Consider the following 14777-nt stretch of genomic DNA (forward strand, 5'->3'; position numbering starts at 1 on the left):
GAGGCCGTCCCTGAGCAGGCCGAACCCGACGGTGCTGCGCGGCTCGGCGACGTCTTCGTTCGGGGCGGTGCCGTCGGGGTCGAGGCGCGCCTGCCACTGAACGGCCATGCCCCGGATCAGGTCCGCGGGGAACGCGAACCCCTCCCCCGGCAGCCCCGCTGTTTCTTCGGTGATGGCACCGGTAGCGGCGGCGACCAGCGCACGTTCCGCGGTCAGGAGGTCGTCCGGGGCGACGCTCGGGCTGACCTTGTCGAGGGCCGTGACGATGGCCTCGGCCGCGTCGACACCCAGGTCGCCCGCGGTCAGTCCCGCGGCGACGGTCGGGTAGTACGGGGGCAGCATGCTGGTGCCGGCCCGGCGATNCGCCGTTGCTGGCCCCCTGCTTCCAGGCCAGGGAGTCGTGGCCGAGGATGCTGCGGGAGCGGTCCGCGACATCCGTCGCCGTGGCCACCCTGGCCGCGTCGACCCGGCGGCCGAGCTGCTCCACCGCGCCAAGGACGGCCAGGGCGCCCGTGTCAGTGAGTAGCGATAACGTGATGTCGTCAAGGACAGTGGCGAGGGCCAAGGCGACTTGCCGGATCAGCTGCGCAGGTGAATCTGCCGCCTCTGCCGGGGCGGCCGGTGACTGCGGTGCGGATGCTCCTGCCATGCCCCGATTTTAGCAAAAAGCGTACGTGGTGTCGAGACTATCTCAACTATTTACCAAAGTATTTCGCAGATAGTTACGAATGAGGCTGGTGTTACTCGTGGGATTCCCCGGTCGGTGAGGCGCCGCAAAACCGGGCCCGACAGCCCGCCGAGCCGTGAGTTCGGACCCTCTCCGGGCGCGAAAAAGGGGCGCAACTCACGGCTCGGCGGCGAAAGGCCGAGCCGAGAAGAGGTGGCGCGAGGAGAGCCCTAGGCGGGCGGGTAGAGAAACTTCGGGACCTCGCTGGCCGACACCGTGCGCGTGTGGTAGGCGTGGCTGCCCATCCAGTTGTACTCCTCGAGCACGACGGAACCGTTGGCGTTGATCGACTGCACATAGGCGACGTGGTTGTACGTGAACCAGGCGACCGCACCGACGACGGGGGTCTTGCCGGTGGCCCAGCCATGGTTCGACCAGGCGCTGGACCAGCTGCTCGCGTCACCGCCGCCGGGCGTCAGGGAGCCCCAGGTCCAGGCCCACGGCGCGCTGGTCGCGCCGGCATCCCGGTTGAGACGCCAGGCCACGAAGTCCACGCATTCGCGGTAGTAATAGCCGAGGGGTGACAGTCCGCCACCCTGGGTGTCGGGTGCCTGGTCGAACCAGGGGTAGTCGTCGCCTTCCGTCCGCACGCCGTACACCGCGAAGTTGGCCGCAACCGACTTGGCCGCATCCGCGGCCTTCTGGGCGGACAGGGCTTCGGCCGCCCGATCGGCGAGTTCTTCCGTCGAGGTGGCGGTGAAGCTGTCCCGGGCGACCGTGACCGCGACCGCACTAGCGTCCACGGTGACGCCCTGGGCGTCCTGGGTTGCCCGCGCATGAGCGGAGGCGATGCTGCTGCCCTCGCCTGTTCCGGGAGAGAAGGCGTAGGCGGGCAGTCCCGCGGTGAGGAACAGTCCGGGGATCGCCAGCAGCGTCACGGCGATCCTCAGCGGGCTGCGGCGGTGCGACGCGCGCGCTGGCCGGGTGGGTGCCTTCGCGGCGGGAGGCGGGGATTTCGGCTGACGAAGACGGGGCTGGGACACGATCGCGGCCACATCCGCCCCGGGAGACGACACCGACAACAGAGGATCCGTGGCCGGGACAGGGATGGGAACAGGAGCGCCACCAACGGCAACGGCCGCGTCTGCCTCGGCCGCCGCAGCCTCGCGCCGTGCGCGGAATTCCCGGCGTGAGAGCACGGGAACGGGGTTCGCTGAAGGACCAGGACTGCCGGGTACGCCGGGATGGGGCAAAAGATGATCCTCTACAGGGCCGAAGTCGAGGTCGGCACTCCACCACACTAGGGGAACGGGGCCGAGAAGTCACCCTGCGGCGTTACATCACCGTTACATTCGAGATTCAAGCTTCGGCAATCGGCGATCGTTCGGCCGTCACGCTGCAGGCGCGAGGTACTCGTCCCACTGCGGCAACGGCCGCTCCGCGCCGCGCACCACCCAGGTCGTGCCCAGCGGCATCCGCGGGGCGAACAGGAGTTTCCAGCCCATCTCGCCCGGGGTGCGGTCGCTTTTGAGGTTGTTGCAGCGCAGGCAGCAGGCCACCAGGTTGTCCCAGCTGTCACGGCCTCCGCGCGAGCGGGGCTGCACATGATCGATCGTGCTGGCCGTCTTCCCGCAGTAACCGCAGCGGTGGTCATCCCGGCGCAGCACGCCGCGGCGACTGACCGGCACGGCCCTGGACCGCGGGATGCGGACGTAACGGGTGAGCAGGATGACGCTGGGCCGCTCCCAGGTGCCGGAGGCCGCGCAGACCGGATGCCCCTCCTCGGCCTGCACGATCGTGGCCTTCTGATTCATCACCAGCACGAGCGCCCTTTTGAATGACACCACGGCAAGGGGCTCGTACCCCGCGTTGAGGACCAGTGTTCGCATGCGTTCCCTTTCGAAAAGGGCTGGACGGCTTCCAGCCATTCGAACTGTCTTCTGTCAGCGAGAAGGGAGCGAGCAGATACACAAAAGGGGCGTCGTCACTCGGACGGCGCCCCGCAGGCAGCGGCGTGTCCGGGACACGCGCAACTCAGTGTTGTGTGACTGATCTGCCGCGGCGCGAAGCGGCAGCGCAGATCCATGGTGTGAATCGTGCGCCGCTCACGCATTGGCTCTCCCGACAACTCGCAGAACATCAGAGCATCAGGTTAACTCACATTCGGCACAGCCCGATAGGGTGCTGCGCCGAATGTGCGAGGTGTTACGGAACGTTCACCTGCGCTCAGATGCCGAGCCGCACGATGTAGTACGAGCTGGTCCAGATCGGCTGCACGCGCACCGACGCGCCCTCATAGGGCGCGTGCAGGATGTTGCCGTTGCCGGCGTAGAACCCGTCGTGGCCGTCCATGATAACCAAGTCTCCCGGCTGGGCCTCGGCCAGGGAGATCCGAGTTCCGACGGCGCCCTGCCCGGTGGAGGAGTGCGGCAGGGACACGCCGAACTGCGCGTAGACATACATGACGAACCCGGAGCAGTCGAAACCGGCCGGTGTCGCCCCGCCGAAGACATAGGGAACGCCCTGGTACTGCGAGGCGACGCCGTAGACGGATGCGAGATCGAAGCTCGGGTGCGCCGGGGCCGCAAGATAGTCGGCGGTCGAGGGCCCGGTATAAGAGGCCGCGTAGGTCGTCATGGCCGCGGCGGCTGCCTGACGGCTAGCCTCTGCCGCTGCGGCGGCCGCAGCGGCATCCGCGACGGCCTTCGTGGCCGCCTTCGAAGCCGCCAGCTCCTCGGTGCTGGTGGCCGAGAAACCGTCGCGAGCCACGGTGATCGTGTTGGCCTGGTCCGTGACTTCCACGGATTGGGCGCCGGACTTCGTCAGCTCGGTCGCGGCACTCGCCCCGAACTGGTCGCCCTCCGATGCCGGCGCGAACGCGTAGGCGGGGAGGGCCATGGTCGCGACCAAACCGCTGGCCAAGGTCATGAAGATGATGTTCGCCACCGCGCCCCGGCGGCGGGAACGCGATTTTGGACGGGGAGCGGGAGGCTGGTAGAGGCCGAGCTCCGAGTGGACCCTGTCGATGGTGCCGGACGTCGAGTTTCGGGCTCGACGCAATGATTTATTACCTAATGCAGCCAAAGTGTTTACCTCCGGCGCCTCGACAACACTAGGTAGTTGCCCCATCCAATGCGCTGGGCGCGTGTGAGTACCGAGGCAAGAGATGGGAGAGAAAGGCGTCTTGATCCGGGCCCGTCGACCGGAAGTTGGCCTGTGGGACGCCTCCAAGCTACGTGACGTTCATCCGTTTGTCACTCAATCCGGGATATTTCTAACAAATTGGTAACAGAATCAGGCGGATTCGCAGCATCCAGCGCGGCGGAATCGAGCCGGAAAGCGGCAGTGATGGGCTACGCGCCGGCCACCGGAGTGGTCACGAAGATGTGGCTCGCGACCTCGTTCGGCAGTTCCAGGCCGTCGCCGAAGCCGTCGACCGTGACGAGAACGTACGATCCGACGGCGGAGAAGACCCCCAACGCGCCGGGCATGATCCCGGAGTTCTTCAGTTGCGCCAGGAGTACCGGATCGACCTGCACGGGCTCGCCGAGCCGGCGCACCACGGCGGTCACCGGTTCGGAGGAACGCGAGACCACGTCGACCAGGTTCGTCACGCCGGCCATGAACGCGACGGCCGGGGAATCGCCCAGCTCATCGAGTCCGGGAATCGGGTTGCCGTACGGGGATTCGGTGGGGTGACCGAGGATTTCAAGGATCTTGCGCTCGACCTGCTCGCTCATCACGTGTTCCCAGCGACAGGCTTCGTCGTGAACGAACTCCCATTCGAGACCGATCACGTCGCTCAGGAGTCGCTCGGCGAGACGGTGCTTGCGCATCACGTGCACGGCCTTGCGCCGCCCGTCGACGGTGAGCTCGAGGTGCCGGTCGCCGGACACCACGACGAGGCCGTCGCGCTCCATCCGGGCCACGGTCTGGGACACGGTGGGACCGGATTGACCGAGGCGTTCGGAGATGCGGGCACGAAGAGGAACGATGTCCTCCTCCTCGAGATCGAGGATCGTGCGGAGGTACATTTCGGTGGTGTCGATGAGATCTGCCATACCGAGCCTTCCTGTCAGCCTCCGTCAATGGCCAACCTTATCGTCCGGTCGACGACGGATAGAATCGTGGCCATGTCGACACTGAAAATTCCCTCCGAACTTCTGCCCGTTGATGGGCGATTTGGCTGTGGCCCGTCCAAAGTCCGCCAGGAGCAACTCGATTATCTAGCAAAGGTCGGCGCGGGTGTCATCGGCACCTCTCACCGTCAGGCTCCCGTTAAAAACCTCGTCGGGCGCGTGCGTTCCGGCCTCTCGGAGCTGCTGCGCGCTCCGGACGGTTATGAAGTTATTCTCGGCAACGGCGGGTCCACCGCGTTCTGGGATGCCGCTGCTTTCTCCCTTATTTCCGAGCGCAGCCAGAACCTCGTCTTCGGCGAGTTCGGCGGCAAGTTCGCCGCCGCAGCCGCCGCCCCCTTCCTTACCGCCCCCGATGTGATCAAGGCGCCGGCCGGCTCCCGGAGCGAGTTCGTACCGACCGAAGGCGTGGACGTCTACGCCTGGCCGCAGAACGAAACCTCGACCGGCGTGATGGCCCCGGTGACCCGCGTGGTCGCCGACCCCGGCGCCCTGACCGTGATCGACGCCACCAGCGCCGCCGCCGGGATCGACTACGAAGCAGACCAGGCGGATGCCTACTACTTCGCTCCCCAGAAGAACCTCGCTGCAGACGGCGGCCTGTGGATGGCCCTCTTCTCCCCCGCAGCGATCGAGCGGGTCGAACGGATCGCCGCCAGCGGGCGGTACATCCCGGAGTTCCTCAGTCTGAAGAACGCGATCGACAACTCGCGCCTGAACCAGACGCTGAACACGCCGGCCGTGGCCACCCTCCTGCTGATCGAGAACCAGCTCGACTGGATCAACGGCAACGGCGGACTGGCGTGGGCTTCCGCGCGCACCCGTGAGTCGTCATCCGTTCTCTACGACTGGGCCGAGAGCGTCTCCTACGCGACGCCGTATGTCACCGACCCGACGCACCGGTCGCAGGTCGTCGCGACGATCGACTTCGACGACTCGATCGACGCCGCAGCGATCGCCAAGACGCTGCGCGCCAACGGGATCTCCGACACCGAGCCCTACCGCAAGCTCGGGCGCAACCAGTTGCGCGTCGCCACATTCACCGCGATCGAGCCCTCCGACGTGCGTCAGCTCGTCAAGTCGATCGAGTTCGTTGTGCAGAACCTGGGTCAGTAGTCCCGGCATGCGGATCTGGCTGAAGGACAGTGAACGACGGCCCGATCCGCTGCCTGCCCGAACGGATGCCCGCAAGGCTTTCCTTGCGGGCTCCGCAGGCTGGCTCCTCGCCGTCGCCCTGGCGTTCGTGTTCCGTGCGGAGCTAGTGGCGGCCGGGCTCGGCTGGTGGCTCTGGTGCGCCGTCATCGGCCTCGGCCTCGGCCTCGCCGGACTCGTCTGGGTTCAGGTGCGGCGCCGCTAGGCCCTCACCGAAGTCGATCCCGTCCAGGACATCCTCGCCGCGGTCTTCTTCGTCGTCTTCCTCATCGTCGAGGTCGTCCTCGTCGGACTCGTCTTCGTCTTCGTCGAGGTCGTCTTCGTCCTCGTCGTCCAGGTCGAGCGTCTCGGCCGCGGCCACGGCAGCGGCGAGTTCCTGAGCCGTGCGGTAGTCGGCGAGCCGGTCAGACCACGGCACCCACTCCGGCGCGATCAGCGCGTCGTCGCCCGGCGTGAGCTCGGCTTCGAGAACGCTGGGCTCCGAGTCCTCGTCCACACGGGAGAGACTGACCGTCCAGCGCCAGCCCGGGTAGCCGGGCAGGTTGCAGTCGAACAGCAGCGACAGGACGTGTTCGCCCTCGACGATGTGGCCGAGCGGTTCGCCGACGGTATCGGCCGGGGTGATCTCGAGGAGCGCGGCGCGGGCCTGGTCGACGGCGGCCAGGAGCCGAGCGTCAGCGACGGCCTCAGGCATCGAGTTCCTCCGCGACCTTGCGCAGCATGGCGGCGATCTTGTGGCTGTGCGCGCTGTCCGGGTAGCGGCCGCGTCGCAGGCTGGCGCCGATGCCGTCGAGCAGCTTCACCAGGTCTTCGATGATGATGTTCATGTCGTCAGCCGGCTTGCGGCTGAGCTTGGCCAGGCTCGGCGGGGCCTCGATGATCCGAACCGACAGGGCCTGCGCTCCGCGCTTGCCGTCGGCGATCCCGAATTCGAGCTTGGTTCCTGCCTTGACCGTTACTCCGGCGGGCAGCGCAGAAGCGTGGAGGAAGACCTCGTGGCCTTCATCAGAGGTGATGAAGCCGAAACCCTTCTCCTCGTCGTAGAACTTGACCTTGCCGGTGGGCATCTGGACCTCGCTGGATTCCGGGCGCGCGGGATGCGCGCCGACCGCACCCAGCATATTCGGTTGCGCCGGTCCCTGCCCGTATCCTTGGGACTGTGACCAATCAAACTCCACAAGCCGCCAGCCGGCTCGAACGCATCCTTGCTTACATGGTTGCGGGTGTGGTGGGTCTGTCCATCCTCGCTTTCCTTGCCGTCATCATCGGCACCGCAGTCGGGGCTGGAGCGAACAACGGATTCGGCCAGGGGGTCTGGCCGTTGATACTCGCCTTGCCGCTTTTCGGCTTGCCAATCGGGTTCGTCCTGATCATCGCCCTGATGGTGATGACCGGACTGCGCCGCGCACGCGAGGCACGACAGAACAAGGAGTAGCCATGCTCACGCTCGCTTCACGCCTTCGCGCACTGGATGACGCAACGCTGCGCCGCACTCTGGCCGTCCGCAATGTCTCAGCCGTCGGCATCCGCGACTTCTTCGACCTCGCCGAGGCGCTGCTCGATCCGGACGCGATCCAACGCGTGCTGACCCGGCTCGACCGGGCCACGCTCTCCGTGCTCACGGTGGCCGGCGAGCTGGCCACCGAGGGCCAATCGGCGGCGACGGATGCCGACGCGGCACCCCCGAGCACCGCCCCGACCCTGGCCCGGCTGGCCGAACGGCTCGGGGCGCTGTCCGGATCACCCGTCGCCGTGACGGAGGTCGCGGCTCGCGCCGCCGAGCTCGACGCGCTGATGCTCGCGCGCCTGGACGGTCACCGGTTCAGCCCCTACGACGCGGTCCACGACCAGCTGCTCACCTGGCCGGAGCTGGGGCTGCCGACGGCCGTGCAGCTGGCCGGCGTCCCGGCGCCCGCCGCGCTGGCCGGCGTCGCCACCACCGACCGGTTCACCGACCGCCTCGCCGCCGAGCGCGCCTTCGGCGCCGTGTCATCCGTCGCCGAGCTCGTCACCGAGCTGGCCCGCGAACCGGCCAGGGAACTCAGCCGGGGCGGCCTCGGCTTGCCCGACACCAAGCGGCTCGCCGCGGTGATGGGCGTCGAGCTCGAGGCCGTCCCCTCGTTCGTGGCCACGGCGGCCCGGGCCGAACTGATCGCGCACTCCGACGGCTACTGGAACGAGACCGAGGCCGGCGAGGCCTGGCTGCTCGAGGGCACCGCCCGCCGCTGGGCGGTGCTCGCCGACGCCTGGCACGCCGCGCTGCCGGCGGATGTGCGCGGCATCCTCGCCCACCGCCCCGGCGTCTCCTGGGGCGACGTCCTGCGCGGCTTCGTGGTCTGGCTCTACCCGGCCGGCGGCCAGTGGATGGACGACCGGGTGACCGAGTTCGCCGAGGACGCGGAACTGCTCGGCATCACGGCCAACCAGACCACGAGCCCGGCCGGAGCCCAGGTGCTCGCGGGAGACCTGGAGGCGGCCACCCTGACGATGGCGGCTTCCCTGCCAGCCACCGGCGGCGCCGTCTACCTGCAGCACGACTTGTCGATCGTGTCCCCCGGGCCGCTCGCCCCCTCGATCGACACCCGGCTCCGTGGCCTCGCCGACGTGGAAAGCCGGGAGCTTGCCCTCAGCTACCGCATCACCGCGAACTCCGTCAACCGCGCCCTCGCGGCCGGGGAGACCGCCGAATCGCTGCTGGAGTTCCTGCGCGCCGTCTCGCTGACCGGCATCCCGCAACCCGTGGACTACCTGATCCGTGAATCGGCCGCCCGGTACGGCCGGGTCAGGGTCGGGGCCGCCCGCCCGGACGAGGCGCCGTTCCTGAGCTATGTGGTCTCGGACGACACCGCGCTGCTCGGCACCATCGCGGTCGACCAGACCCTGGCATCCCTGGGGCTCGTCCCCGCCGCCGAGACGCGGTTGACCAGCCGGTTCGCCTCGGATGTGGTCTTCTGGGCGCTCACCGACGCGCGTTATCCCGTCGCCGCCGAAGACGCCACACACGAGATCGTGCACCTGCGCCGTCACCAGCTGGCCCGGATCGTGCCGGTCCCCAATACGGATCCCACGATCGCGCTGGTCGAGAAGCTGCGGGCCGCCGACGGCGGTGAGGGCCAGGCTGCGGATGCCTGGCTCGCCCGGCAGCTCGACGCCGCGATCAAGTCGAAGCAGACCGTCGTCGTCAGCATCGCCATGCCCGGCGGCGTCGTGGTCGACTACCTGCTGGAGCCGGCGAGCGTGGGCGGCGGACGCTTCCGCGCCCGGGACCGTCGCGCCGACATCGAGCGCACCCTTCCCTTGTCCAGCATCATCAGCATCACGCCGGCCCCGTAAAGGGTGCAAGCCGCGGGGCCGAGCGGGCGTAGGATTGACGGCTATGTCTGATGGCCCTCTGATCGTCCAAAGTGACCGCACGGTTTTGCTCGAAGTGGCGCACCCTTTCGCCGAGGATGCGCGCCATGATCTGGCCGTATTCGCCGAGCTGGAGCGCGCTCCCGAGCACATCCACACCTACCGGATCACCCGGCTCGGGCTGTGGAATGCGCGGGCCGCCGGGCATGACGCCTCCGACATGCTGGCCACGCTCGAGAAGTACTCCAAGTTCGCCATCCCGCAGACCGTCAGCGTGGACATCACGGAGACCGTCGGCCGGTACGGACGTCTCGTGATCGAGCGCGACGCCGAGGGCCGGCTCATCCTGCAGAGCAACGACGAAGCCGTGCTCACCGAGGTGGCCGGCGCCAAGCGCATCGCGCCCCTGCTGATCGGGCGCCCCTCCCCCGACTCGTTCCTGGTCGAGGCGTGGGCCCGCGGGCAGCTCAAGCAGGAGCTGGTCAAACTGGGCTGGCCGGCCGAGGACCTCGCCGGGTACACGCCCGGCACGCCGCATCCGATCGCCCTGCTCGAAAACGGCTGGGCGCTGCGCGACTACCAGAACAAGGCCGTCGCCAGCTTCTTCGACGGCGGCTCCGGCGTCGTCGTGCTGCCCTGCGGCGCCGGGAAAACCCTGGTCGGAGCCGGGGCCATGGCCACCGCGAAGACCAACACGCTCATCCTCGTCACGAACACCGTCTCGGCCAGGCAGTGGCGCGACGAGCTGCTCAAGCGCACCACCCTGACGGCCGACGAGATCGGCGAGTACTCCGGCCAGGTCAAGGAGGTCAAGCCCGTCACGATCGCGACCTACCAGATCCTCACCGCCAAGCGGAAGGGTGAGTACGCCCACCTCGAGCTGCTCGACGCGATGGACTGGGGACTCGTGGTCTACGACGAGGTGCATCTTCTGCCCGCCCCGGTGTTCAAGCTCACCGCCGAGCTGCAGGCGCGCCGCCGCCTCGGCCTGACGGCCACCCTCGTTCGTGAGGACGGCCGCGAGGGCGACGTGTTCAGCCTGATCGGGCCCAAGCGATTCGACGCCCCGTGGAAGGAAATCGAAGCCCAGGGCTTCATCTCCCCCGCCTCCTGCTACGAGGTGCGGATCGACCTGCCCCAGTCCGAACGGTTGAGCTATGCGGCGGCCGCCGACGACGAGCGGTACCGGATGGCCGCCACCGCGCCGGCCAAGCTGGACGTGGTCAAGCGGCTGGTCGCCAAGCACCCGGGCGAACGCATCCTGGTCATCGGCCAGTACCTGGACCAGATCGACGAGCTCGCCGAGGCCCTGAACGCGCCCAAGCTCACCGGCGCGACCCCCGTCGACGAGCGTGAGCGCCTGTACCAGGCCTTCCGGGTCGGCGAGGAGAACCTGCTCGTGGTCTCCAAGGTCGCTAACTTTTCGGTCGACCTGCCCGAGGCGACCGTGGCCATCCAGGTCTCCGGTTCCTTCGGCTCACGCCAGGAAGAGGCGCAGCGCCTCGGACGCCTGCTCCGCCCGAAGGAATCCGGCCTCTCCGCGAACTTCTACACCCTGGTCGCCCGCGACACGGTCGACCAGGACTTCGCCCAGAACCGCCAGCGCTTCCTGGCCGAGCAGGGTTACAGCTACACGATCCTCGACTCGCAGAACCTCGACGCGCAGACCGTCACCGCCTGACCCGTCCCTCCGCCTCGCCGCCGAGCCGTGAGTTCGGCCCCGTTTCCCGGCCGGAATGGGGGCGCAACTCACGGTTCGGCGGAGTCGTCAGGTCTCCTCGGCCTCCTCGGACTCCTCGCGGCGGCCATAGCGCAGGAAGAGCATATCGCCCGCGGTGAGCACCTGCAGCAACGCCATCCGCCGGGTGGCGGCCGTGCCGCTCCGGGCGATCCGGCCCGCGCCGCCGGCCTCGAGCACGGGGCTGATCGTCAGGCACAGCTCGTCGACGCAGTCCGCCTCGATCAGGGCGCCGAACAGGTGCGGCCCGCCCTCGCAGAGCACCTGGCTCAGGCCCCGGGCGGCGAGGGCGTCGACCATCCGTCGCGGGTCGACGGCGTCCTCGCCGCAGATCAGGATGTCGGCGACCTCCGCGAGGTCCCGGCGACGCTTGGCCGAGGATGCCGCGTGCGTCACGACGAGTGGCCGCACCAGCGCCTCGGTGAACACGGCATGCCCGGGGTCGATGTCCAGCCGCGACGACACGATCGCGACCGGCAGCTGCGCCGGAAGCCCTCGCGCGGTGCGCCACGCGGCATCCGCGGGGTCCAGACGGATGCCGCCGTACCCCTCGCCCCGCACCGTGCCCGCTCCGACGACGATCACGTCGGAGAGCAGACGCAGCGTATCGAAGACGAGTTTGTCGTCGTCATTGTTCAGCCCACCGCTCAGGCCGTCGTGCGTGGCGGCCCCGTCGAGGCTGGAGATGAAATTCACCCGCAGCCTCGGAACCGTGCGATCGGCCACCGCGTACCGCGTGATGAGGTCGCCCTGCGCCAGCATCGGTCAGACCAGGTTGTGGCGCACGGAGGCGGGTTCGCGGAAGCCCATGATCGTCTCGGTCATCCGCACGGCATCGACGGCCGCGGTGACGTTGTGCATCCGCACGATCCGGGCACCCTGCAGGATGCAGTAGACGGCGGCTGCGAGCGAACCTTCCACCCGCGCTCCCCGCTCCCGGTCGAGCGTCTCCCCGATGAAGTCCTTGTTCGACACCGCCACCAGGGTCGGATACCCGAGCGCGGCGATTTCGCCGAGCCGCCGGGTGAGTTCGAGCGAGTGGTAGGTGTTCTTGTTCAGGTCGTGACCGGGGTCGACGACGATCCGATCGGCGGGCACGCCCCGGCTGAGAGCGAGTTCGACCCGTTCGCGCAGGAAGGCCGCGACCTCCTCGACGACGTCGCCGTAGGTGGGCATCGGCCAGGGGGTGCGCGGCGGGGCGAGGCTGTGGGTGATCACGAGCGTCGCGTCGCTGTCCGCGACCACATCGGCCATGGCCGGGTCGTGCACGCCCGTGGTGTCGTTGATCACGTGCGCACCGGCCGCCAATGCGGCGCGGGCCACCGCGGGATGGAAAGTGTCGACCGAGATGACGACCCCGAAGCCGCGCAGCGCCTCGACCACGGGGACGACCCGATCGATCTCCTCCTGAACCGGGATCATTGGACCCGGCGCGAATTTCACCCCGCCGATGTCCACCCAGTCGGCTCCATCGTCGATCGCCTGCCGGGCGGCCTGCACGGCCTGGTCGAGCGCGAATGTCGCGCCGCGGTCGTAGAACGAGTCGGGCGTGCGGTTGACGATGGCCATCACGACCACCTCGCGGGAGAAATCGAACACTCGGCCGCCGATCAGTCGGCGAGGATGGATCACCTCCGGACGCAGCGGCGCCAGTCGGGTGTTGGCGTTGTCCACGTCAGGTCCTCCATTCCGATGCTCCGACGAGCAGGTCGTCGAGTGCAACTCTTTCATCCGCAAGCCGGGCCGGGTCGACCCGCACCCTCAAACTGATGAATCGTTGCACGGTCTCGTTGACGTCCCACACGTTCACGTTCATCCCGGCGACGACCAAGCCCTCGGCCACCCAGAAGGCGATGAACTTCCGGGCCGCCCGGTCGCCGCGGAACACGACCACCGCGTCCCGCGCCAGCGGGCCGTATCCCGAGTATTCCATCCCCAGGTCGAACTGGTCGGTATAGAAGTACGGAATCTGGTCGTAGCTGACCGCCTGATCGAGCATGGACCGGCCGGCAGCGGCGCCGGCGCGCTCCGCATTGTCCCAGTGTTCAACCCTGAGGTGCTGCCGGAGCACGGGGTGGAACACGCTGGCGACGTCGCCGACCGCGTAGACATCCGGGTCGATCGACCGGAACGCCGCGTCGACGACGATCCCGTTGTCCACCGCCAGCCCCGCGCTCACCGCCAGCTCCGTGTTCGGCACGGCTCCGATCCCGACCACGACCACATCGGCGGGGACCACCTCGCCCCCGGCCAGCGCGACTCCCGTGACCACCCCGTTCTCGCCGGTCAGCCGCGCGACCAGCGTTTCCATCCGCAGTTCCACGCCGTTCTCGCGGTGCAATTGCGCGAACACGGCGCCCGCCTGGTCGCCGATGGCGGTGTTCAGGGGCACCGTCTCGCGCCCGAGAACCGTCACGGCGTTCCCGTAGCCGCGCGCGGCGGAGGCGACTTCCAGCCCGATCCAGCCGGCCCCGACGATCACCACGTGGCGGTCGCCCCGCGCCAGCTCGGTGCGAAGCGTCTCGGAGTCCCGGGCCGTTCGCAACCGGAACACCCCGGCCAGATCAGCGCCCGCCCCGGGAAAGGGCCGGGCAGAGGCGCCCGTGGCGAGCAGCAACTTGTCATACCGCAGCGACTCCCGGTCCGGCAGCGCCAGCTCGTGGGTGTCCAGGGCGATGGCCCGGGCCTGACACCCCCGTTTGACCTCGATCTCCCGCTCGTTGTACCACTCGGCCGGGTGGACGTAGATCGCGTGCCGTTCCTCGGCGCCGGTCAGGAACCCCTTGGACAACGGCGGTCTGATGTACGGGTACTCGTTCTCGCCCGCGACCAGCACGATCCGGCCGGTGAACCCCTCCGATCGGAAGGTCTCCGCCGCCCGTGCGCCAGCGAGGCCGGCCCCGACAACTACGAAAGTCGGAGTGCGCATACCGATCTCCCAACGTCGAAGGTGCGCGATTTACCACCCAATATACCCAGCACAAGGGCATACCGGGTGCTCACAGCATGCTTCCAGCTAACGCGCAGATACTGGGAGCATGACTGATGGCCCCCGCATCCTTATTGTCGACGACGAGCCCAACATCCGGGATCTCCTCACCACCAGCTTGCGCTTCGCCGGCTTCGCCGTGCGAGCCGTCGGCAACGGCGCCCAGGCGATCTCCGCCGTCCTCGAGGAGGAGCCCGACCTCATCATCCTCGACGTCATGCTGCCGGACATGAACGGGTTCGGCGTGACCAAGCGCCTGCGCTCGGCCGGCTACACGGCCCCGATCCTCTTCCTCACCGCCAAGGACGACACCGAAGACAAGATCACCGGGTTGACGGTCGGCGGGGACGATTACGTCACGAAGCCGTTCAGCCTCGACGAGATCGTGGCCCGGATCAAGGCGATCCTCCGGCGCACCATGCACGCCGACGAAGATGCTGTCATCCGGGCCGGCGAGCTCACGATGGACCAGGACACCCACGAGGTGCTGGTCGGTGACGAGCCGATCGAGCTGAGCCCCACCGAGTTCAAGCTCCTGCGCTACCTGATGCTGAATCCGAACCGGGTGCTGTCCAAGGCTCAGATCCTGGACCACGTCTGGGAGTACGACTTCAACGGCGACGCCGGCATCGTCGAGTCCTACATCTCCTACCTCCGCCGCAAGGTGGACGCCCACTCCACCGAGCCCCTGATCCAGACCAAGCGCGGTTTCGGCTACATGCTCAAGGCGGCCAAGGCGTAGTC

At 68.3% G+C, this 14777-nt stretch carries 15 protein-coding genes and 1 pseudogene; 6 read left to right on the forward strand and 10 right to left on the reverse strand.

Annotated features, from left to right (window positions below; translation table 11 throughout):
* Window positions 1–342 (reverse strand): annotated as a pseudogene (locus E3T37_RS02390) (DUF222 domain-containing protein); the annotation flags it as partial.
* Window positions 343–400: 58 nt separating this feature from the next.
* Here E3T37_RS02390 and E3T37_RS17580 point away from each other — a divergent pair.
* Window positions 401–526 carry a hypothetical protein gene (locus E3T37_RS17580; RefSeq protein ID WP_255572511.1) on the forward strand — a complete coding sequence of 42 codons (126 nt, stop codon included), beginning with the start codon at window positions 401–403 and terminating at the stop codon, window positions 524–526.
* Between the two features lie 371 nt (window positions 527–897).
* On the opposite strand, the gene E3T37_RS02395 is transcribed toward E3T37_RS17580, so the two are convergent.
* From E3T37_RS02395 to E3T37_RS02410, 4 genes are all read right to left on the reverse strand, one after another.
* Window positions 898–1605, reverse strand: coding sequence for a CHAP domain-containing protein (locus E3T37_RS02395; protein ID WP_160141117.1), 708 nt, complete (start codon window positions 1603–1605; stop codon window positions 898–900).
* A gap of 453 nt (window positions 1606–2058) precedes the next feature.
* Window positions 2059–2556, reverse strand: coding sequence for an HNH endonuclease (locus tag E3T37_RS02400; RefSeq protein ID WP_134365257.1), 498 nt, complete (start codon window positions 2554–2556; stop codon window positions 2059–2061).
* Between the two features lie 337 nt (window positions 2557–2893).
* Entirely contained in the window at window positions 2894–3595 is a 702-nt protein-coding gene (locus E3T37_RS02405) for a C40 family peptidase (RefSeq protein WP_134365258.1), read from the reverse strand.
* 425 nt (window positions 3596–4020) lie between these two features.
* On the reverse strand, window positions 4021–4728 hold the full coding sequence (locus E3T37_RS02410; protein ID WP_134365259.1) for a metal-dependent transcriptional regulator: 708 nt from the start codon (window positions 4726–4728) through the stop codon (window positions 4021–4023).
* A 72-nt stretch (window positions 4729–4800) separates the two neighbouring features.
* On the opposite strand from E3T37_RS02410, the gene serC reads away from it, so the two are divergent.
* A complete protein-coding gene (gene serC, locus E3T37_RS02415; RefSeq protein ID WP_134365260.1) occupies window positions 4801–5919 on the forward strand; it encodes a phosphoserine transaminase in 1119 nt (372 codons plus the stop codon).
* 142 nt (window positions 5920–6061) lie between these two features.
* On the opposite strand, the gene E3T37_RS02425 is transcribed toward serC, so the two are convergent.
* The gene (locus E3T37_RS02425) at window positions 6062–6649 is read right to left on the reverse strand and encodes a DUF3027 domain-containing protein (RefSeq protein ID WP_134365262.1); all 588 of its coding nucleotides are present in this window, start codon (window positions 6647–6649) and stop codon (window positions 6062–6064) included.
* Window positions 6642–7022, reverse strand: a complete 381-nt coding sequence (locus tag E3T37_RS02430; RefSeq protein ID WP_134365313.1) for a cold-shock protein — start codon at window positions 7020–7022, stop codon at window positions 6642–6644. The genes E3T37_RS02425 and E3T37_RS02430 overlap by 8 nt, the downstream gene beginning before the upstream one ends.
* Window positions 7023–7114: 92 nt before the next feature.
* On the opposite strand from E3T37_RS02430, the gene E3T37_RS02435 reads away from it, so the two are divergent.
* Genes E3T37_RS02435 through E3T37_RS02445 form a run of 3 tightly spaced genes read left to right on the forward strand, consistent with a single transcriptional unit; the run spans window position 7115 to window position 10987 of the window.
* On the forward strand, window positions 7115–7390 hold the full coding sequence (locus E3T37_RS02435) for a hypothetical protein (protein WP_134365263.1): 276 nt from the start codon (window positions 7115–7117) through the stop codon (window positions 7388–7390).
* Between the two features lie 2 nt (window positions 7391–7392).
* Window positions 7393–9288, forward strand: a complete 1896-nt coding sequence (locus E3T37_RS02440) for a helicase-associated domain-containing protein (protein WP_134365264.1) — start codon at window positions 7393–7395, stop codon at window positions 9286–9288.
* Between the two features lie 43 nt (window positions 9289–9331).
* Window positions 9332–10987, forward strand: coding sequence for a DNA repair helicase XPB (locus E3T37_RS02445; RefSeq protein ID WP_134365265.1), 1656 nt, complete (start codon window positions 9332–9334; stop codon window positions 10985–10987).
* 87 nt (window positions 10988–11074) lie between these two features.
* On the opposite strand, the gene E3T37_RS02450 is transcribed toward E3T37_RS02445, so the two are convergent.
* The 3 genes from E3T37_RS02450 to E3T37_RS02460 are packed head-to-tail and all read right to left on the reverse strand — an operon-like array spanning window position 11075 to window position 13973.
* Entirely contained in the window at window positions 11075–11806 is a 732-nt protein-coding gene (locus tag E3T37_RS02450) for a pyrimidine reductase family protein (RefSeq protein ID WP_134365266.1), read from the reverse strand.
* Between the two features lie 3 nt (window positions 11807–11809).
* Window positions 11810–12718 carry a dihydropteroate synthase gene (gene folP / locus E3T37_RS02455; RefSeq protein ID WP_370262707.1) on the reverse strand — a complete coding sequence of 303 codons (909 nt, stop codon included), beginning with the start codon at window positions 12716–12718 and terminating at the stop codon, window positions 11810–11812.
* A 1-nt stretch (window position 12719) separates the two neighbouring features.
* Entirely contained in the window at window positions 12720–13973 is a 1254-nt protein-coding gene (locus E3T37_RS02460; RefSeq protein WP_134365268.1) for an NAD(P)/FAD-dependent oxidoreductase, read from the reverse strand.
* Between the two features lie 109 nt (window positions 13974–14082).
* On the opposite strand from E3T37_RS02460, the gene E3T37_RS02465 reads away from it, so the two are divergent.
* Entirely contained in the window at window positions 14083–14775 is a 693-nt protein-coding gene (locus E3T37_RS02465) for a response regulator transcription factor (RefSeq protein ID WP_134365269.1), read from the forward strand.
* Window positions 14776–14777 lie beyond the last annotated feature (2 nt).

It is taken from the genome of Cryobacterium sp. TMT2-10, from assembly GCF_004403075.1.
Taxonomy (GTDB): Bacteria; Actinomycetota; Actinomycetes; order Actinomycetales; family Microbacteriaceae; genus Cryobacterium; species Cryobacterium shii.

Bases quoted from the DNA above. Each gene is read 5' to 3' on its own strand.
- E3T37_RS02400 (WP_134365257.1), bottom strand. From the start codon at position 2,556: ATGCGAACACTGGTCCTCAACGCGGGGTACGAGCCCCTTGCCGTGGTG.
- E3T37_RS02405 (WP_134365258.1), bottom strand. From the start codon at position 3,595: ATGACCTTGGCCAGCGGTTTGGTCGCGACCATGGCCCTCCCCGCCTAC.
- E3T37_RS02410 (WP_134365259.1), bottom strand. From the start codon at position 4,728: ATGGCAGATCTCATCGACACCACCGAAATGTACCTCCGCACGATCCTC.
- serC (WP_134365260.1), top strand. From the start codon at position 4,801: ATGTCGACACTGAAAATTCCCTCCGAACTTCTGCCCGTTGATGGGCGA.
- E3T37_RS02425 (WP_134365262.1), bottom strand. From the start codon at position 6,649: ATGCCTGAGGCCGTCGCTGACGCTCGGCTCCTGGCCGCCGTCGACCAG.
- E3T37_RS02430 (WP_134365313.1), bottom strand. From the start codon at position 7,022: ATGCCCACCGGCAAGGTCAAGTTCTACGACGAGGAGAAGGGTTTCGGC.
- E3T37_RS02440 (WP_134365264.1), top strand. From the start codon at position 7,393: ATGCTCACGCTCGCTTCACGCCTTCGCGCACTGGATGACGCAACGCTG.
- E3T37_RS02445 (WP_134365265.1), top strand. From the start codon at position 9,332: ATGTCTGATGGCCCTCTGATCGTCCAAAGTGACCGCACGGTTTTGCTC.
- E3T37_RS02450 (WP_134365266.1), bottom strand. From the start codon at position 11,806: ATGCTGGCGCAGGGCGACCTCATCACGCGGTACGCGGTGGCCGATCGC.
- E3T37_RS02460 (WP_134365268.1), bottom strand. From the start codon at position 13,973: ATGCGCACTCCGACTTTCGTAGTTGTCGGGGCCGGCCTCGCTGGCGCA.
- E3T37_RS02465 (WP_134365269.1), top strand. From the start codon at position 14,083: ATGACTGATGGCCCCCGCATCCTTATTGTCGACGACGAGCCCAACATC.